This window comes from Kiloniellales bacterium (genome assembly GCA_030064845.1).
GTDB lineage: Bacteria > Pseudomonadota > Alphaproteobacteria > Kiloniellales > JAKSDN01 > JASJEC01.
On record JASJEC010000064.1, the window covers coordinates 1 to 17690 of the forward strand.

A 17690-nucleotide genomic window follows, 5' to 3' on the forward strand; every position below is an offset into this window, starting at 1 on the left:
CTCAACATGCCCCAGTCGGGCATCCTGGGCCTGCACAAGATCCAGCAGCGGCCCATGGTGGTCGAGGACGGCAAGATCGAGGCGCGGCCGGTCATGTACCTGGCGCTCAGCTACGATCACCGGATCATCGACGGTCGCGAGGCGGTCACCTTCCTGGTCCGCGTCAAGGAGGCGATCGAGGATCCCGAGCGCCTGCTGCTCGACATGTAGCGGCCGGCTTCGGCGCAATCTCACCGAGAGTGGTAAAAGCCACAACGAATCTAGATTAAGGCGACTAGCCTCCCGGGATGTGCTAGTTACTTTGCAGGTGTCCCGCAGCCGAGGCTGGCCTGAGCAAGCGGCCGTCGCCGATAAGATCGAGACCGCAGCGCTTCGGACAGATCTCGCTCACGCGGGCAGCCTCGCCCGGAGATTGCGTGATGGCGCCGTCCGTCGATATCGCCCTGGTGACCAACGGCCCGGAAGACAGGCATCTCGTTCCGGCCATCAAGAAGTGGCGCTCCGAGCCGCCCAACCCGCATTTCAGCGGCTTGGTCGGCCGGGTCTACGAGACCGACAGCCTGACCAGCGCGGCGGACGATCTGCGCAGCCATCCAGACAGCCGTATCTTCGTCGCCCTCGGTTTCGGCGAGCCGGAGGTCTATCAGGTGCTCGACCCTGACGAGATCGCGGCGCGCCGGCTTTCGGTGGTAATCCGCTCGCCCTCGGCCGAGCGCCGGACCCGGTCCTATCCCTCGGCGGCACCCTGCCAGAGTACAATTTTCGTGACCGCTGAGGACCCGCGGCACGCGATACGCAAGGCCGTGGTGCGGCTGGCCGCCCGCGAGCAGGTCGCGATCCGCGAGCTGGAAACAGAGAGCGAGCTCGAATCCTATTTTCGGCTGCGTTATCAGGTCTATCGGGAGATGGGATACATCCCGGCGAGCCGTGACTACCCCGACGACGACCAGACCACGGTGCGCTGGGACGTCAGCTTCACGGACCGCATGTCCCGCCCGGTCGGCGCCTTCCTGCCGGGCGGCCGAATGATCGGCTGCGCTCGGCTGGTCAACGTGGTCGGCCGCGAGGTCCCGCGCTACGCGAAGCTGATCCGCAAGATGATCTGGGAGAAGAACGACCGCATCGCCTATCGGAACTTCAACTATCCGGAGAGGATCGAGGATCCCTACGACATCCTCTCCTCGTTCCGGGCCTACCGGCGGCACTTCAGGGAACTGGTGGTCAACAACATCACCAACGCCGAGGTCAGCCGGGTCATCGTCGCGCCGGAGCACCGCAAGCAGGGCATCGGCGAGGCGCTGGTCGACACCCTGGTCGCCATGGCCGAGGAGAAGCGGATCGCCGTGCTCTTTCTCGGCTGCTTGGAGAATCACAGGCAATTCTACGAAACCTGCGGCTTCCGCAAGCTCGATCAGCTGAATTGCGACTCCTTCACCGACATCGGCGTGCCGGCGATCGCCATGCAGCGATGGCTCTCGCCGGCAAAGCCTAGAGAGGTGCATGCATGACCGAGCACGCGCTGTCCGGCCCGGGGACGCTCGGCGTCTCTCCGCGATCCTTCGCCAAGCGGCTCGGCATCGGCATTCTCTCTGCCGGTGTCCTGCTGAGCGTCGTCGCGATCTACATCGCCATCTACCAGGAGGACTCGCTCGGCAAGGTACTGGCTTTCCTGGGGTGCAGCGTGGTCGTGCTGGGTCTCGGCGTGGCCGTCGCGCAGGGCATGCGCCTGAAGAAGGGCAGCTTCGCCCTCGGCAAGATGACGGCCAACGCGGAGTTCTCGGCCGAGCAGTACCTGCGGCGTTCGGTCGAGATCCGCGAAGCCACGCCGGTCCGGACCCTCGAGGAGGACGAGGTCGCGCAGCGCGAGGCCTACGTCAAGGAGCGCGCGATCCCCGGCGAGAACGCGCCGGCCTACGAGATCCTGCGCGACCGACTGGCGGTCAAGTCCGTGCCGATCGCCGACCGCATGGCGCCGATGTACCTGCTCGACCGGAAGTTCCGCATCGTCGACTGGAACGAGGCCTTCTCGCTCGCCTTCGATCGCACCATGGAGGGGCGGCGCGGTCACGGCGTGCTCGAGTGGACCTATTTCCTCGACAACTACGAAACCGTGGTCGATCACGGCATCGCCCGTTTTGGTGACGAGACGAAACTGCCGGCGGTCGATGTCGAGACGATCGAGTTCACCAGTCGGCGCTACGGCAAGATCTCCGGCAAGAAGCGCGCCTACCGGCTGCCGGGCGACGATGGCGAGTGCATCGGCTGGCTGATCATTATCTCGCCCAAGTTCTGGGTCGAGGGCGAGGCCGTGAAATTCCGCCACGATCTGATCCGTGTGCTCGGACACGAGCAGCTCTGGTCCGAGTATGCGCTGACCTACGATCTCGTCCTTAGCAACACCGAGGTCTACAACGGGCTGCTCGCCGACATGCTGGGCGAACGCGGCGGCCTGCCGGCGATCGAGCCCGGCAGCCGCGTGATAGATCTGGGCGCCGGCACCGGCAACCTGACGGTGCGGCTCCTGGACCGGGCGCCCGATACGACGATCTACGCGCTCGAGAACAACTACGCCATGTTCGACCTGCTCTGCGCGAAATGCGAGGGCAGCCTGCGGGACGACGACGAGGGACCCGGCGTGATTCCCGTGAAGCAGGACGTGACGTCGCTCTTCGGCTTCCAGGACGACTACTTCGACAGCGCGATCATGAACAACGTTCTCTACAGCCTGAGCGACCCGCTCGCCTGCCTGCGCGAGGTGCTTCGCGTCCTCAAGCCGGGCGGCGACGTGAGAATCAGCGGCCCGAAGCGCGACACCGATCTCGAGGTGCTGTTCGAACGCATCCGGGAGGATCTGGTCCGCAACGGCCAGTTCGACCAGGTCAAGGAGGCCTATCAGCACGTGCTCGACGTCAACCGCTTCCGCTTGGGGTCGATGCTCTACCAGATGGACCTTGGGCAGCTCTCGGAGCTGCTGCGCGAGGCCGGGTTCTCCGAGATCACCCACAGGCGGAACGACGCCTACGAGGGCCAGGCCATGCTGGTCCGGGCCGTCAAGTAGGCGGGGCTTCCCCGCGCGCTCTAGGGGTGGCGCCTTGTCCTGATCACGCACTTGCGGCATGGTGCGCGAGCTTCCTCGCGAAACTTCTCCGGACGACAGGACATGAGCGATCGGACCTATGACCTGGTGGTGATCGGCGGCGGGCCGGGCGGCTACGTCGCCGCGATCCGCGCCGCGCAGCTCGGCCTCAAGACGGCCTGCGTCGAATCGCGCGGGCGGCTCGGCGGGACCTGCCTCAACGTCGGCTGCATTCCCTCCAAGGCGCTCCTGCAATCGTCCGAGAAGTTCGCCGACGCGCAGCACCACTTCGCCGATCACGGCATCAAGCTCGGCAAGATCACGCTCGATCTCAAGGGCATGATGAGCCGCAAGGTCAAGGTGGTCGACGACCTGACCAAGGGCATCGAGTTCCTGTTCAAGAAGAACAAGATCGACTACGTGAAGGGCTTCGGCTCTATCCCGGCAGCCGGCGAGGTCAAGGTCGCGCTCAGCGAGGGCGGCGAGGAGACGCTCAAGGCCAAGAACATCCTGATCGCCACCGGCTCCGAGTCCACGCCCCTGCCGGGCATCGAGATCGACGAGAAGTCCGTGGTGACCTCGACCGGCGCGCTGGAGCTCGGCAAGGTGCCGGAGAATCTGATCGTGATCGGCGCCGGGGTGATCGGGCTCGAGCTCGGGTCGGTCTGGTCGCGGCTCGGCGCCAAGGTGACCGTGGTCGAGTTCCTCGACCGCATCCTGCCCGGCATGGACGACGAGATCGCCAAGCAGACCCAGCGCGTCCTGAAGAAGCAGGGGCTCGACTTCAAGCTCGGCATGAAGGTCACCGGCGGCAAGACCAACAAATCCGGGGTCACGCTCTCGGTCGAGCCGGTCAAGGGCGGGGAGGCGCAGGAGCTGGCCGCCTCCGTCGTGCTGGTCGCGATCGGCCGCCGCCCTTTCACCGAGGGCCTCGGCCTCGAGGCGCTCGGCGTCGCCAAGGACAACCGCGGCTTCATTCGGGTCGACGAGCGCTACCAGACCTCGGTGCCGGGAATCTACGCCATCGGCGACTGCGTGCCGGGCCCCATGCTCGCCCACAAGGCCGAGGAGGACGGTGTCGTCTGCGCCGAGATGCTGGCGGGACAGAGCGGCCACGTCGACTACAACCTGGTGCCCGGGGTGGTCTACACCTGGCCCGAGGTCGCCGGCGTCGGCCAGACCGAAGAGCAGCTCAAGGAGGCGGGGGTCGACTACAAGGTCGGCAAGTTCCCCTTCACCGCCAACAGCAGGGCCCGGGCCAACGCCGAGACCGACGGCCTGGTCAAGATCCTGGCCGACGCCCGGAGCGACAAGGTCCTGGGCGTCCATATCGTCGGGCCCCTGGCCGGCGACATTCTGGCGGAGGCGGTGATCGCCATGGAGTTCGGGGCCAGCTCGGAGGATATCGCCCGGACGGTCCACTCCCACCCCGGGATGGGCGAGGCGGTCAAGGAGGCGGCGCTCGCCGTGGACAAGCGGGCCATCCACATCTAGCTCCGGATCAGCTCTAGCAGGCTGCTGACAAAGTGCTCAGTCGGGATCATCACCCTTCGACAAGCTCAGGGTGAGGGCGAAATGTTTCAAGCACTTACCCTCATCCTGAGCTTGTCGAAGGATGACCGTGATCAAGGACTCCAGGCCTTTTCATCGTCCTGCTAGGGGCCCTGTGTCAAAAAAAGCGCCGATCTGTGACATAAGTCACAAAGGCCCGATAGGAGCCCTGTTACAAAATCATTGGTGTGGGTTCCACGGCGGCGGCGATCAAGGCAATACTCTGCCGAGGGTTCCTCCATAGGGCCTTCTTTCATACTAAGCTCGCTGGAACCCGCACCGCTCTCCTCCCACCAGACCTGCCCGGACCATGGAATGGCCGGCGCCGCCTGTGGCAAGGCCGTGTTCAAGATGCCCAGATTCAGCATTTCGTAGCCCCGCTGCCGTAATCCTACCTCTATTCGAACTTCTCCCCGCCACGGTCGCGCGCTGTCATCGCGGCGCCGGACGGGAAGGAAGCGGGAGCCGGACAGGATGATCGGAGTCTTCGATTCGGGCAGCGGCGGCTTGACAGTGCTGGCGGCGCTGGTGCGCCGTCTTCCCGAGGAGGAATTCGTCTACCTGGGCGATCACGAGAGGGCGCCCTACGGCGGCCGCTCGGAGAGCGAGCTCTTCGAGCTGACGGTGGAGCATGTCGAGACCCTGTTCCGTCGCGGCTGCCGCCTGGTCGTGCTGGCCTGCAACACGGCCGCCGCCGTCGCCCTGCGCCGGCTCCAGCAGGAGTGGCTGCCGGGCGCCTATCCGGACCGCCGGGTCCTGGGCGTGCTGGTCCCGGTGGTCGAGGCGATCACCGAAGTGCCCTGGCGGCGCGACCACCCTGCCGAGCCCCTTGAAATCGGCGGCCGCGCGCTCGACGTCGGCGTCTTCGCCACCCGGCGGACCGTGGAGAGCGGCGCCTACCGGCACGAGATCGAGCGACGGGCGCCGGCCATTACCGTGTTCCAGCAGGCCTGCCCCGATCTCGTCGGCAAGATCGAGTCGGGGGCGCCGGCGCAGGAGATCCGCCGCGTGGTCGAGGGCTACGCCGCCGCCCTCTGCGAACGCACGCCCAAGGGTCGGCCGGACGCCGTTATCCTGGGCTGTACCCACTATCCGTTGGTCGAGGAGCTCTTCACCGCCTGCCTGCCCGCGACCACCCGGATCCTGTCCCAGCCGGCGCTGGTCGCCGAGAGCCTCGCGGCCTACCTGCTTCGCCACCCGGAGTTCGCCGACCCCGGCAGCGGCGGCCTCGATCTGCTTACCACCGGCCGCGGACCGGCCGCCGACTCGGCCGCGCGCCGTTTCCTCGCCGAGCGGGCCCTCTGGGGTGCGCCCGGGTTCCGCGAGCTCTCGGTCTCATGGCAGGGCCATGCTGGCCGCGGTCCCGGCGATATAGACCAGCGGCAGGCAAGCTAGGGCGGCCGCCTCGGCCGGGCGGCGGGCCAGGTACGCGCGCCAGGCCAGTACGATGAAGCCGACCAGGGCGAGCGGCAGGGTGAACACCAGGATCATGCTGAGCGGACTGAGCGTCGAGGGCCCGACCGGCGCCCACCAGTGCAGCGCGACGGCGATCGCCAGGGGAAAGGCCGCCGCCGAGGCCAGCACGGCGAGAAGCGTGGCGAAGGCGACCCAGAGAGTCACCGCGATCGGCAAGGTGGCCAGCGCCGAACGCCTGCGCCCCTGACGCGTCAGGGCCTCGTCGATCAGCCGCTGGGCGCTGGCGACCGGCAGGCAGGGCTCGCTCTCCAGCAGGGCGCGAAAAGCCGCTTCGCACTGGTCGCGGGTCGTGCCACCGGCTTCCCTGCTGCGGGCGATCGCCGCCTCGGCGACCTGCCCGAGCGCCATGGGCCTGAGCCGAAGGCCGTCGCCCGCTTCCGCCGGGCCCTGCTCTTCCGGCGGTGGCACGAAGCTCGGCCGGGCCGCTTCGCCTTCGGGCCGGTTGCGGCGCAGCCGCATCAGGGCCTGTCTGCCCGACAGAGTCATGGTTTCCGGTCCTGCTCCGCCCTCGGGTGGCTGCGGCGGTAGACCGAGAGCAGCGACGCCGTGTCAACCGCCGTGTAGCGCTGGGTGGTTGACAGGGAGGCGTGCCCGAGAAGCTCCTGGATCGTCCTGAGGTCCCCGCCGCCGGCCAGCAAATGGGTCGCGAAGCTGTGGCGCAAGGCGTGGGGCGTGGCGCCGGGAGGCAGGCCGAGCCAGGCGCGGAGATCGGCCATGAGCGCCTGCACACGCCGCGCGCCCAGGGCGCCGCCCCGCGCGCCGAGGAACAGCGGCCCCTCGTCCGGCAGCCGGTAGGGGCAGGCCGCGACGTAGTCGTCGATCGCCCCGATCACCACGGGCAGCAGCGGCACCAGCCGCTGCTTGCCGCCCTTGCCGGTGATCACCAGGGCCTCCTGGCCGGGCCGGGGCGCGTCCCGTCGCCTGAGCGAAAGCGCCTCGCCGATCCGCAGGCCCGCGCCGTAGAGCAGCAGCAGGACCGCGAGATCGCGCTTGGACGACCAGCCCTGGCCCGCCAGGTCGGTCACTGCGTCAAGGCAGTCCTCCGCCTCCTCGGCGCTCAGCGCCCGGGGCACGGCGCGCGGCAGCTTGGGCGAGGCGACCGAGGCGAGCGCCGCGTTGTCGGCCAGACCCTGCTGTTTCAGCCAGCGGAACAGGCTGCGCAGAACCGAGAGCGCCCGCGCGTTGGAGCTCCGCCCGACTCCGCGTCCCGCGCGCGCGGCCAGCCAGGCGCGAAAGTCGGCTGCCTTCAGATTCGACAGGGCCTCGAGATCGACCGGGCCGCCCAAATGCGGCGCCAGGAAGGCCAGGAAGTCCCAGGCGTCACGGGTATAGGCGTTGCAGGTGTTGGGCGCCGCGCGCTTCTGGTCGGCCAGCCAGGACCGCCAAGCCAGCAGGGCCTCGTGTACCCGATCATCCAGAGCTGTCTGGGTTATCCCGGAATGTTCAACCATGCCCGGATGCACTGCTCCAGGGCGGCCGCCAGAAAGGCCAGAAGTTCGGTGCCCTGCCCCGGATGGAACTGGTCCGCGCGCCGCGACCCCAGCGCCAGCAGGGCGGGCGGCGTCTGCGGGCTGATTTCAAGCCGGATCAGCGCCTGCGAGGCGACCAGGCCGGCCGCCTTGCCGAAGACCGTGGGGCTGCCCTCGATATCGCCGTGCAGGATCAGCTTGCGCCCCCGACCGATCAGGGAATCCACCGTATCGGGCTCGAGCTGGCACAGGCCGCCGAGGCGCAGCGGCGGCACGTCGCTGGTCTGCCGCTCGACGCCCAGGGTGACGGCGTCGAGATTGAGAACCACCGCCAGGTCCGTGGTGCAGGTCTCGATCAGGTGCTCGAAGGAGCGCGCGCCGAGCAGCGCCAGGATCGCCGTATGCACCCGGTTCTGCGCCGCCATGTTGCTGCGTCCGGCGTGTACCAGGGCGTCGCGCGCCTTGGTCATGGACTCGACCTTCTCGCGCAGCCGCTCGACCATGACCTGCTGAAGGTCAACCACGCCGTCGCCCTGGACCCGGGCCGGCGGCATGAGCTCGGTCAGCAGGTCTGGCTGCTCGGCCAGAAAGTTCGGGTTCCGACGCAGAAAGTTGGCGACCTGCGCGGCGGTCGGCTCGCGCGCCGGCGCCGCATCCTCGGCCGGCCGCCCGGCGCTGCCCTCAGGCGCGGCGTCTGGCCGGTTCCGTCGCATCGCTCGCAGATTCCTCCGCCGGGTTCAGGATGCTCTGCCCGGTTTTCGCCCAGTCCGCCAGGAAGGCGTCCAGGCCCTTGTCGGTCAGCGGATGCTTGAACATCGCGCGCAGGACCCCGGGCGGGATGGTGGCGACGTGGGCGCCCAGCTTCGCCGCCTCGACCACGTGGATCGGGTGGCGCACCGAGGCGACCAGCACCTCGGTCGAGAAAGCCGGGTAGGACTCGTAGATCTGCACGATATCGGCGATCAGCTGCAGCCCGTCGGTGCCGACGTCGTCGAGCCGTCCGACGAAGGGCGAGATGTAGCTCGCGCCCGCCTTGGCCGCGAGGATCGCCTGCGCCGCCGAGAAGCACAGCGTGACGTTGACCTTGATGCCTTCCCCGGAGAGCGTCTTGCAGGCCTTCAGCCCGTTCGGCGTCAGCGGCACCTTGATCACGATGTTGTCGGCCACGCCGGCCAGATGGCGCCCTTCCTCGAGCATGGCGTCCGGCTCGGTCGCCGTGACTTCGGCGCTGATCGGGCCCGGCACCAGGGCGCAGACCTCCTTCAGCACGGTCACGAAGTCGCGGCCGGTCTTGGCGACAAGGGAGGGATTCGTCGTGACCCCGTCGAGCAGACCCGTCGCGGCCAGGTCGCGGATCTCGTCGACATCGGCGGTATCGACAAAGAATTTCATCCTGTTGCGTAAGCTCCTCGAACGGCGGCGGGTTTACCATGGCGGCGGCTCTGGGCCGCGGCCCCGAGCTTGGTTACATTGTATCCCATGCCACCGCGCCGCGCCAGCTTCGCCCGTCCGCTGCCGGGCGGCCCCGACCTGGCTCCGGAGCGCGTTTCGGACGAGCCGGCGCGCGTTTCGGTCCTGCTGCCACTGCCGCTGCCGGGGCCCTACGACTATGCCGCTCCGGCGGGGCCCGCCCTCGCCCCGGGCCAGATCGTCAAGGTCCCGCTCGGCCGGCGCGAGGTGCCGGGCGTGGTCTGGGACCCCGACCCCGCGGCGCCGGGGGTCGCGGCGTCGCGGCTGCGCGAGGTCGCCGAGGTGGTCGACCTGCCGGCCCTGCCCGAGGCCGAGCGGCGCTTCGTCGACTGGGTCGCCGACTACACCATGGCGCCGCCGGGCGCGGTGCTGCGCATGGCGCTCAGCGTGCCGGCCGCGCTCGAGCCGCCGAAGCCGGTCACCGCCTACCGCCTCGCCCCGGGCGCCGCTCCCGCCGGCCTGCGCCTGACGCCGCACCGGCGCCGCGTGCTCGCGGTCCTGGCCGAAGGTCCGGCGCGGCCGGCCGCCGAGCTGGCGCGGGCGGCGGGCGTCGGCACGGGCGTGGTCAAGGGCCTCGCCGCGGCGGGCGCGCTCGAGCCGGTCGCCCTGCCGCAGCCCTCGCGCTTCGAGACGCCGGACTGGCGCCGCCCGGGCGCGCGCCTCTCGCCCGATCAGCAGGCGGCCGTGGCCGAGATCGCCGGCCGACTCGACGGCGGTTTCTCGGTCACCCTGCTGGACGGCGTCACCGGCGCCGGCAAGACCGAGGTCTACTTCGAGGCCATCGCGGGCGCGCTGGCGGCCGGCCGCCAGGTTCTGGTGCTGCTGCCCGAGATCGCGCTGACCGGCCAGTGGCTGGAGCGCTTCAAGAGCCGCTTCGACGCCCTGCCGGCGGCGTGGCACTCGGACCTCTCGGCCGCCGAGCGGCGGCGCACCTGGCGCGCGGTTGCGCTGGGCGAGGCGCGCATCGTGGTCGGCGCGCGCTCGTCGCTCTTCCTGCCCTTCCCGGAGCTCGGCCTGATCGTGGTCGACGAGGAGCACGACGCCGCCTTCAAGCAGGAGGACGGCGTCATCTACCACGCCCGGGACATGGCCGTGGTCCGGGCCCGCACCCTGAACCGCCCGGTGGTCCTGGTCTCGGCGACGCCTTCGCTGGAGACCGTCACCAACGTCAGGACCGGGCGCTACGCCAGCGTCCACCTGCCGTCGCGCCACGGCGCCGCCGAGCTGCCGGCGGTCACGCTGATCGACCTGCGCAAGGACCCGCCGCCGCGCCTCGAGACGCCGGAAGGGGCGCCGCCCGGGGCGCACCAGAGCTGGCTCTCCAAGGCGCTGCGCCAGGCGGTTGCCGAGACCCTTGCCGCCGGCGAGCAGGTGCTGCTTTTCCTCAACCGCCGCGGCTTCGCGCCGCTCACCCTGTGCCGCGCCTGCGGCCACCGCCTCGGCTGCCCGAACTGCACCGCCTGGCTGGTCGAGCACCGCCTGGCGGGCCGCCTGCAGTGCCACCATTGCGGCTACTGGGCGCCGGCGCCCCAGACCTGTGAGAACTGCGGTGCCGAAGGCAGCATGGCGGCCTGCGGCCCCGGTATCGAGCGTCTTTCCGAAGAGGTGGCGCTGCTGTTTCCCGAGGCGCGCAGCCTGCTGGTCTCGAGCGACAGCCTGTCGGGGCCGGCGGCGGCCCAGGCCCTGATCGAGCAGATCCAGGCGCGCGAGGTCGATCTCCTGATCGGCACCCAGATTATCGCCAAGGGCCACCACTTCCCCCTGCTCACCCTGGTTGGCGTGGTCGACGGCGACCTGGGGCTGGCCGGCGGCGACCTGCGGGCAGCCGAGCGCACCTATCAGCTGCTGCACCAGGTGGCCGGGCGCGCGGGACGCGCCGAGCGCCCGGGCCGCGTGCTGATCCAGACCAGCGATCCCGAGCATCCGGTGATGCAGGCGCTGGCCTCGCAGGCGCCCGACGCCCGTGACCGCTTCCTCGAGGTCGAGGCCGAGTGCCGGAAGCTGGCGGGCATGCCGCCCTTCGCGCGCCTCGCCGCACTGATCCTCTCGGGTCCCGACGCGCGCCAGGTCGACGAGGTCGCGCGCCGCCTCGCCCGCACGCGCCCCCACCTCGAGGGTGTCGACATCCTGGGGCCGGCGCCCGCGCCCTTCGCGATCCTGCGCGGCCGCCACCGGCGCCGCTTCTTGATCCGCACCCGCCGCGACATCGCGCCCCAGGGCGTCCTGCGCCCCTGGCTGGCGCCGCTCGAGCTGCCCGGCCAGGTCCGCCTGCAGATCGACATCGACCCCTATAGTTTTCTTTGAGTTGCTCGTCGTGACCGATATCGCGCTTTCTTTCCGCCCCCTGACCCCCGCGCTGCTGGATTCCTTCGCCACCGTGGTGCGCGGCAGCTGGGGCGGGAGCTGCTGGTGCATGCACCCGCGCCTGACCGACGCGGAGATCAAGGCCTTGCCCGGTTCGGGCCCTGGCAGCCACCGCAGGAAGGCCGCCATGGCGAAGTTGGCGGGACGGGCACGGGCGCCGGGCCTGCTCGCTTTCGAGGGCGAGGAGCCCGTCGGCTGGGTCGCGGTCGCGCCGCGCGGCGAGCTCGGGCGGGTGGACGCATCGCGGGCGACGCCGCGGGTCGACCAGCTGGAGGTCTGGGTCATCCCCTGCATCACGGTTCGAAAGACTGCGCGAGGCCGCGGGGTCGCGGTCGCCTTGATCGAGGCGGCGGCGGCCTATGCCTTCCAGCAGGGCGCGCCGGCGGTCGAGGCCTATCCCCGCGCCGGCGACGCGCGAACCGGCGACGACAATGCCTACTTCGGCACCGAAGCCCTGTTCCGCCGCGCCGGATTCCAGGTGATCCGCAAGCCCTTAGAGAGTCTTCCGCGCAACTGGACGCCGCGCGTGACCATGCGCAAGACAAGCACCGGGCCAGGGTGACGGCGAGCTATCGCCCGCCCGCGGAAAAGCTTGATTCAAATCAACGCGCCGCGTCAACTTAGGGGCAAGTGTTCGCAAGTGGGGCGAAGCAGCGCTCTTTCTCAACAAGAACGCACCCAGAGGAGAGTAAGCCAATGTCGATAAGGATCAAGACGGGCGTTATCGCCGTCCTGGCCACCTTCGCCGTCGCGTCGTTCCTGGTTTCTCAGGACGCCGAGGCCCAGGCCGTGGACTGCAAGCGCATGCCCGGCAGCCAGGTTCAATCGCCGAAGGTGGTCAACTTCGCCTTCGATTCCTCGGAGATCAGCATGGAAGACCAGAAGGTCCTGACCGCGCTGGCCGAGCGCTTCGCCGGCAATCCCGGCGCCGAGATCTGCGTCCTCGGGATGGCCGACCGGGTCGGCAACGAGGACTACAACAAGAAGCTCGCCATGCGGCGGGCCGAGGCGGTCGCCGACTTCCTGAAGAGCGCCGGCCTCAAGGACAACACCTACCAGGTCGTCGCGCGCGGCCAGGCCTACGGCGACGACGACTGGATCGGCAAGCTGCTGACCGACTCGCAAAGGCAGAGCGAGCGGCGCGTCGAAATCCTGGTGATGACGCCGTAACCGGGCGCAAGCCCTTTCCCTCGAACAACCCCGGGCGCCGAGTGGATCGGCGCCCGGTTTTCTTGTGCCGAACCGCGCCCCCGCCCGTGTAACCGGGTAGGAATCTTTCCGTCACTTCCTGCCTGAGACGATGACGGAGACGTAGGTGCTGTCGAGGGCGGCCTTGTCCTTGAGCGAGAGGCTGATCGACGCAGGCCCGGCGGTGTAGCGGTGCTGTGCGTAGCTGTCGGGGTGGTTCACGCCCGGCCCGCCCCCTTGTGCCGCCTCGGGTTTAAAGCAGCTCTCCAGCTGATCGGCGAAATCTTCGAAGGCCGCCGCGGCTTCGTCCGAGCGGTAAGGGAAGGTCCAGGTGCAATAGGAGATGCCGCCGCTCGGCCGGGTCACCACCCGGCATGAGGCCTCGCCGAGCCTGGCAACCTCGGCGCTGCTTGCTCCCCGGCTTTCCGGGTCCGCGGGGCTTGACGCCAGGGCGATCAAGGGGGCGATCTCGGCGCAGAGGTCCCGCGCCACCGCCGCACCGGCTGACGCCGGCACCAGCAGAAGGGCGGCGAGCCACGGGCGCCACCGGGCGAGCCTGTCGCCGCTGCCGTGTCTTGGACAATTCGACATCGCGGTCCCCTGGTCCTGCGGGCCGTCAGATCGGAATCACCGGCATCTCCGGCGGGGCGCGGCGGGTCAAGAGCGCGTTGCTGTCCTCGGTGACCACCAGGTTCTCCTCGTGGACCATCATCCGGCCGGGGGCGAAGAGCATGCCGGGCTCGATGGTCAGCACCATGCCGGGCTCGATCGGCGTGTCGTCGCCGGGGCGGTTCGACGGCGGCTCGGTCATCTCGAGCCCGAGGCCGTGACCGAGGCGGCCGACGTTGTTGCCGATCGAGCCGCCGACCTCGAGCACCGCGGCCATGGCCCGCCAGACCTCTGTCGTCGTGGCGCCGGGCCTGGCCGCGGCGATCCCGGCTTCGGTCGCTCGATAGACCACATCGTGGGCGCGGCGCGCGGCATCGTCCGGCGGCCCGAAGGCGAAGTTGCGGTCGAAGTCGCAGAAATAGCCGTCGAACACGCTGCCCGTGTCGATGATCAGAAGGTCGCCGGGACCGAGCACCCGGTCGGTCGGGCCCATGACGATGTTGTCGTATCCGCCGGGCCCCGAGGCGCCCATGACGTAGGGCGTGTCGTCGGCGCCTCGGCCGATCAGCTCGAGGCGCAGCTTGCGGCAGGCCTCGCGCTCGCTGTCGCCGGCGCCGAGACGGGCCGGCAGCGCCTCGAAGGCGTCGCTTGCGAGCTGGCAGATGTGCCGGATGCGGGCGATCTCGGCGGGCGACTTGATCATGCGCAGGCGCCGGATGATGGCGGAGCCGTCGGCGACTTCGCGCGGCGCCACGGCCCGGCGCACCCGCTCGAAGTCGGCCGCGGGCATGCGCAGCGCGGTCTCGGGGCCCAGTTCGGCGCCGATCCGGCCGAAGCGGCGCGGCAGCGCCTCGATCGCTGCGGCCAGCAGGCTGACACCGTCGTCCTCGGGCACCGGGGCCGGCCAGGTCCGGATGTCCTCGACCCAGGTCGCGGCCATGCCCGGCGCGCCGATCTCGGGGATGACGGCGACCGGCGCGCCTTGCCGGGGCACAAGCAGGAACCAGGGCCGGGTCGGGCTCTCCCAGAACTGGGAATCGAAGCCGCTGAAGTAGCGCACGTTGGCCTTGATCGTGACCAGCAGCCCGTCGAGGCCCGCCTCGGTCATGAGCGCCTGGGCGCGCGCCGCACGGGCCTCGAACTCGCTTCGCGGAAAGCCGCGGGCCGGCCGCGACGGCTCGGTCATCTTCGCCTCTTGTCCGGGTGAACCGACGGCACTCTTGCAAGTCGCCGGAAGCGGCGCAAGCGCTGGGGCGAACGCGGCTTTCCGGGCCGCTCGGCGCCGTGAAATCCGCCGCGACTCGGCTTGCGCGCCTTGAGCGGCTATGATACCACCGTTGCGCCTCTGGGAGGGGATCGCGCTCAGAGGAGGTGGGGGCAACCCGGCGGTCGACGATCCATTCAGTTCCGGCGTCTTCACGCCACCGCCCGTCCGACGGTCGGCTCAGTATATGCTTGGGGAAGAGGTTTGGCTGGGGAGACGACGAGCGAGAGCGGTCTTGCTGGGCGCTACGCCTCGGCGCTGTTCGAGTTGGCCGACGGCGCCAAGCAACTCGACACCGTCGCCGACGAGTTGCGCGCCTTCAACAAACTCATCGACGAGAGCGAGGCGCTTCGGACCCTGATCCGCAGCCCGCTCTACGACCGGGACGAGCAGGCCAAGGCCATGGGGGCGATCCTCGACAAGGCGGGGATCAGCGACCTGAGCCGGCGCTTCGTACTGGTGGTCGCCGGCAACCGCCGCCTCTTCGCCCTGCCGGCCATGATCGACGCTTATCTGCGCGAGCTTGCGCGGCGCCGCGGTGAGGTCACGGCGCACGTCACCGCCGCGCGCGAGCTCACCAAGGAACAGGAGACCGCGCTGTCGGCCGCGCTGAAAAAGATCGTCGGCGGCAAGGTCGAAGTCGACCTCAAGGTCGATCCCGCGCTGATCGGCGGGCTCGTCGTTCGGGTCGGCAGCCGCATGATGGATAGCTCCCTGCGCACGAAACTCGAAAAACTACAGTTCGCCATGAAAGGGGTCGGGTGATGGACATCCGCGCCGCGGAAATCTCCGCAATTCTGAAAGACCAGATCGAGAACTTCGGCACCGAGGCCGACGTCGCGGAAGTCGGCCAGGTTCTTTCGGTAGGCGACGGCGTCGCCCGCGCCTACGGGCTAGACAACGTTCAGGCTGGCGAAATGGTCGAGTTCCCGGGCGGCATCAAGGGCATGGCCCTGAACCTCGAGGTCGACAACGTCGGCATCGTGCTTTTCGGCGACGACCGCGCGATCAAGGAGGGCGACACGGTCAAGCGGACCGGCGCCATCGTCGACGTGCCGGTCGGCAAGGGCCTGCTCGGCCGGGTCGTCGATGCGCTGGGCAACCCGATCGACGGCAAGGGCCCGATCCAGGGCGGCGAGCGCCGCCGGGTCGACGTCAAGGCGCCGGGGATCATCCCGCGAAAGTCGGTGCACGAGCCGATGCAGACCGGTCTCAAGGCGATCGACAGCCTGATCCCGGTTGGCCGCGGCCAGCGTGAGCTGATCATCGGCGACCGGCAGACCGGCAAGACCGCGATCGCGCTCGACACCTTCATCAACCAGAAGGACGTGAACGCGGGCGACGACGAGTCGAAGAAGCTCTACTGCATCTACGTCGCGATCGGCCAGAAACGATCCACCGTGGCCCAGATCGTCAAGGCGCTGGAAGACAAGGGCGCGCTTGAATACTCCATCGTAATCGCGGCCACGGCCTCCGAGCCGGCGCCGCTGCAGTACCTCGCCCCCTACACCGGCTGCACCATGGGCGAGTTCTTCCGCGACAACGGCATGCACGCGGTGATCGTCTACGACGACCTCTCCAAGCAGGCCGTCGCCTACCGGCAGATGTCTCTGCTGCTGCGTCGCCCGCCGGGGCGCGAGGCCTTCCCGGGAGACGTCTTCTACCTGCACTCTCGCCTGCTGGAGCGTGCGGCCAAGCTGAGCGACGAGCAAGGCGCCGGCTCCTTGACCGCGCTGCCGGTGATCGAGACCCAAGCGGGCGACGTCTCAGCCTATATTCCGACCAACGTCATCTCGATCACCGACGGCCAGATTTTCCTCGAGACCGCGCTGTTCTATAAGGGCGTGCGTCCGGCTGTGAACGTCGGACTCTCGGTGTCCCGCGTTGGTTCCTCGGCCCAGATCAAGGCGATGAAGAAGGTGGCCGGCACGATCAAGCTGGAGCTGGCCCAGTTCCGCGAGATGGAGGCTTTCTCCCAGTTCGCCTCGGACCTCGACGCCTCGACCCAGCGCCTGCTGGCGCGTGGCGCCCGGCTGACACAGATCCTCAAGCAGCCGCAGTATCAACCGCTGCCGGTCGAGGAGCAGGTCTGCGTCATCTTCTCCGGCGTGCGCGGTTACCTCGACAAGGTCGACGTGGAGCGGGTGACGGAGTTCGAGCAGCGCTTGCTGGCCGAGCTGCGCGACAAGGGCCAGGGAATCCTCGCCTCTATTCGCGAGAAGGGCGAGCTGAACGAAGACGTGGACAAGGAGTTGACCGCCTTGGTGGACAACTTCGCGGCGACCTTCGCCTGAGCCGCAGCACGTTGAAAGGGAGTCGAGCCGCGCGCCATGTCTAACCTGAAAGAGCTTCGGGTCCGCATCGCCAGCGTCAGGTCGACGCAGAAGATCACTTCGGCGATGAAGATGGTGGCCGCGGCCAAGCTGCGCCGCGCTCAGGAGCAGGCCGAGGCCTCTCGCCCTTATGCCGAGCGGATGGAACGCATGCTGGGTTCGCTGGCTGCCGCCGCAGCCCAAAACGTAGGGGCTCCCGCGCTTCTGCGCGGCACCGGCAAGGACCAGGTTCACCTGCTGGCGGTCGGCACGGCCGATCGCGGCTTGTGCGGCGGCTTCAACTCCGCCAACGTGCGCGAGGCGCGGCGCCGCATCTTCAAGCTCCAGGAACAGGGCAAGACGGTCAAGCTGCTGTGCGTCGGCCGCAAGGGCCGGGATCAGCTCAAGCGGGACTTCGAGAACCTGATCGTCGATACCATCGAGGACGTGGCTAGGCCGACGCTGACCTTCGACACCGCCCTGGAGATCGCCGAGCGCATCACGGCGATGTTCGAGGCCGGCGAGTTCGACGTCTGCACCATGATCTATGCGCGGTTCAAATCCGCCATCACCCAGGTCGTCACGGCGCAGCAGCTCATTCCCTTCGCCCCGAGCGTGGCGACGGACGAGCCCGCGCCCGCCGGACCGGCCGGTGTCTACGATTTCGAGCCCGACGAACAGGAAATTTTGGCCGACTTGCTGCCGCATAACATCGCGGTGCAGGTTTTCAGGGCCTGTCTGGAGAACAACGCAAGCGAACACGGCGCGCGCATGACCGCGATGGACAATGCGACCCGCAACGCCGGCGATATGATCGCCAGCCTGACTCTGGTCTATAACCGGACCCGGCAGGCGGCGATCACGGGCGAACTGATCGAGATCATCTCCGCCAAGGAAGCAATGTAGGCCCG

Annotated in this window: 17 protein-coding genes; 11 read left to right on the forward strand and 6 right to left on the reverse strand. The window is 69.0% G+C overall.

Features of this window, described 5'->3' with window-relative positions; all coding sequences use genetic code 11:
• The 5 genes from QNJ67_17995 to murI form a co-directional block, all read left to right on the forward strand.
• On the forward strand, positions 1 to 210 hold a 210-nt coding region (locus QNJ67_17995), incomplete at its 5' end, for a 2-oxo acid dehydrogenase subunit E2 (GenBank protein ID MDJ0610874.1).
• A gap of 209 nt (positions 211 to 419) precedes the next feature.
• A complete protein-coding gene (locus tag QNJ67_18000; GenBank protein MDJ0610875.1) occupies positions 420 to 1508 on the forward strand; it encodes a GNAT family N-acetyltransferase in 1089 nt (362 codons plus the stop codon).
• Positions 1505 to 3058, forward strand: a complete 1554-nt coding sequence (locus tag QNJ67_18005) for a methyltransferase domain-containing protein (protein ID MDJ0610876.1) — start codon at positions 1505 to 1507, stop codon at positions 3056 to 3058. The genes QNJ67_18000 and QNJ67_18005 overlap by 4 nt, the downstream gene beginning before the upstream one ends.
• Before the next feature lie 102 nt (positions 3059 to 3160).
• On the forward strand, positions 3161 to 4570 hold the full coding sequence (gene lpdA / locus QNJ67_18010) for a dihydrolipoyl dehydrogenase (protein MDJ0610877.1): 1410 nt from the start codon (positions 3161 to 3163) through the stop codon (positions 4568 to 4570).
• 531 nt (positions 4571 to 5101) lie between these two features.
• Positions 5102 to 6022 (forward strand): glutamate racemase, encoded by a 921-nt coding sequence (murI, locus tag QNJ67_18015; protein MDJ0610878.1) that lies wholly within the window; start codon positions 5102 to 5104, stop codon positions 6020 to 6022.
• Here the strand turns inward: murI and QNJ67_18020 are convergent.
• Genes QNJ67_18020 through fsa form a run of 4 tightly spaced genes read right to left on the reverse strand, consistent with a single transcriptional unit; the run spans position 5963 to position 8964 of the window.
• Positions 5963 to 6589, reverse strand: coding sequence for a hypothetical protein (locus QNJ67_18020; protein MDJ0610879.1), 627 nt, complete (start codon positions 6587 to 6589; stop codon positions 5963 to 5965). The genes murI and QNJ67_18020 overlap by 60 nt on opposite strands.
• Positions 6586 to 7554 carry a tyrosine recombinase XerC gene (locus QNJ67_18025; protein MDJ0610880.1) on the reverse strand — a complete coding sequence of 323 codons (969 nt, stop codon included), beginning with the start codon at positions 7552 to 7554 and terminating at the stop codon, positions 6586 to 6588. The genes QNJ67_18020 and QNJ67_18025 overlap by 4 nt, the downstream gene beginning before the upstream one ends.
• The gene (locus QNJ67_18030; GenBank protein ID MDJ0610881.1) at positions 7533 to 8285 is read right to left on the reverse strand and encodes a DUF484 family protein; all 753 of its coding nucleotides are present in this window, start codon (positions 8283 to 8285) and stop codon (positions 7533 to 7535) included. The genes QNJ67_18025 and QNJ67_18030 overlap by 22 nt, the downstream gene beginning before the upstream one ends.
• Positions 8254 to 8964 carry a fructose-6-phosphate aldolase gene (gene fsa / locus QNJ67_18035; GenBank protein MDJ0610882.1) on the reverse strand — a complete coding sequence of 237 codons (711 nt, stop codon included), beginning with the start codon at positions 8962 to 8964 and terminating at the stop codon, positions 8254 to 8256. Before fsa ends, QNJ67_18030 begins: the two co-directional genes overlap by 32 nt.
• A gap of 87 nt (positions 8965 to 9051) precedes the next feature.
• Here fsa and QNJ67_18040 point away from each other — a divergent pair, with 87 nt between their 5' ends.
• From QNJ67_18040 to QNJ67_18050, 3 genes are all read left to right on the forward strand, one after another.
• A complete protein-coding gene (locus tag QNJ67_18040; GenBank protein MDJ0610883.1) occupies positions 9052 to 11346 on the forward strand; it encodes a primosomal protein N' in 2295 nt (764 codons plus the stop codon).
• A 10-nt stretch (positions 11347 to 11356) separates the two neighbouring features.
• Positions 11357 to 11968: a GNAT family N-acetyltransferase gene (locus QNJ67_18045; GenBank protein ID MDJ0610884.1), complete on the forward strand. Its 612-nt coding sequence runs from the start codon at positions 11357 to 11359 to the stop codon at positions 11966 to 11968.
• A 134-nt stretch (positions 11969 to 12102) separates the two neighbouring features.
• Complete coding sequence (locus QNJ67_18050; protein MDJ0610885.1) at positions 12103 to 12576, forward strand: OmpA family protein; 474 nt, start codon at positions 12103 to 12105, stop codon at positions 12574 to 12576.
• 111 nt (positions 12577 to 12687) lie between these two features.
• On the opposite strand, the gene QNJ67_18055 is transcribed toward QNJ67_18050, so the two are convergent.
• Positions 12688 to 13185: a hypothetical protein gene (locus QNJ67_18055; protein MDJ0610886.1), complete on the reverse strand. Its 498-nt coding sequence runs from the start codon at positions 13183 to 13185 to the stop codon at positions 12688 to 12690.
• A 25-nt stretch (positions 13186 to 13210) separates the two neighbouring features.
• Complete coding sequence (locus tag QNJ67_18060) at positions 13211 to 14389, reverse strand: Xaa-Pro peptidase family protein (GenBank protein ID MDJ0610887.1); 1179 nt, start codon at positions 14387 to 14389, stop codon at positions 13211 to 13213.
• A gap of 282 nt (positions 14390 to 14671) precedes the next feature.
• On the opposite strand from QNJ67_18060, the gene QNJ67_18065 reads away from it, so the two are divergent.
• Genes QNJ67_18065 through QNJ67_18075 form a run of 3 tightly spaced genes read left to right on the forward strand, consistent with a single transcriptional unit; the run spans position 14672 to position 17685 of the window.
• On the forward strand, positions 14672 to 15232 hold the full coding sequence (locus tag QNJ67_18065) for a F0F1 ATP synthase subunit delta (protein ID MDJ0610888.1): 561 nt from the start codon (positions 14672 to 14674) through the stop codon (positions 15230 to 15232).
• The gene (gene atpA / locus QNJ67_18070; GenBank protein MDJ0610889.1) at positions 15232 to 16761 is read left to right on the forward strand and encodes a F0F1 ATP synthase subunit alpha; all 1530 of its coding nucleotides are present in this window, start codon (positions 15232 to 15234) and stop codon (positions 16759 to 16761) included. Before QNJ67_18065 ends, atpA begins: the two co-directional genes overlap by 1 nt.
• Positions 16762 to 16797: 36 nt before the next feature.
• The gene (locus QNJ67_18075; protein MDJ0610890.1) at positions 16798 to 17685 is read left to right on the forward strand and encodes a F0F1 ATP synthase subunit gamma; all 888 of its coding nucleotides are present in this window, start codon (positions 16798 to 16800) and stop codon (positions 17683 to 17685) included.
• Positions 17686 to 17690 lie beyond the last annotated feature (5 nt).

Bases quoted from the DNA above. Each gene is read 5' to 3' on its own strand.
- QNJ67_18000 (MDJ0610875.1), top strand. From the start codon at position 420: ATGGCGCCGTCCGTCGATATCGCCCTGGTGACCAACGGCCCGGAAGAC.
- QNJ67_18005 (MDJ0610876.1), top strand. From the start codon at position 1,505: ATGACCGAGCACGCGCTGTCCGGCCCGGGGACGCTCGGCGTCTCTCCG.
- lpdA (MDJ0610877.1), top strand. From the start codon at position 3,161: ATGAGCGATCGGACCTATGACCTGGTGGTGATCGGCGGCGGGCCGGGC.
- murI (MDJ0610878.1), top strand. From the start codon at position 5,102: ATGATCGGAGTCTTCGATTCGGGCAGCGGCGGCTTGACAGTGCTGGCG.
- QNJ67_18020 (MDJ0610879.1), bottom strand. From the start codon at position 6,589: ATGACTCTGTCGGGCAGACAGGCCCTGATGCGGCTGCGCCGCAACCGG.
- QNJ67_18025 (MDJ0610880.1), bottom strand. From the start codon at position 7,554: ATGGTTGAACATTCCGGGATAACCCAGACAGCTCTGGATGATCGGGTA.
- QNJ67_18030 (MDJ0610881.1), bottom strand. From the start codon at position 8,285: ATGCGACGGAACCGGCCAGACGCCGCGCCTGAGGGCAGCGCCGGGCGG.
- fsa (MDJ0610882.1), bottom strand. From the start codon at position 8,964: ATGAAATTCTTTGTCGATACCGCCGATGTCGACGAGATCCGCGACCTG.
- QNJ67_18040 (MDJ0610883.1), top strand. From the start codon at position 9,052: ATGCCACCGCGCCGCGCCAGCTTCGCCCGTCCGCTGCCGGGCGGCCCC.
- QNJ67_18050 (MDJ0610885.1), top strand. From the start codon at position 12,103: ATGTCGATAAGGATCAAGACGGGCGTTATCGCCGTCCTGGCCACCTTC.
- QNJ67_18055 (MDJ0610886.1), bottom strand. From the start codon at position 13,185: ATGTCGAATTGTCCAAGACACGGCAGCGGCGACAGGCTCGCCCGGTGG.
- QNJ67_18060 (MDJ0610887.1), bottom strand. From the start codon at position 14,389: ATGACCGAGCCGTCGCGGCCGGCCCGCGGCTTTCCGCGAAGCGAGTTC.
- atpA (MDJ0610889.1), top strand. From the start codon at position 15,232: ATGGACATCCGCGCCGCGGAAATCTCCGCAATTCTGAAAGACCAGATC.
- QNJ67_18075 (MDJ0610890.1), top strand. From the start codon at position 16,798: ATGTCTAACCTGAAAGAGCTTCGGGTCCGCATCGCCAGCGTCAGGTCG.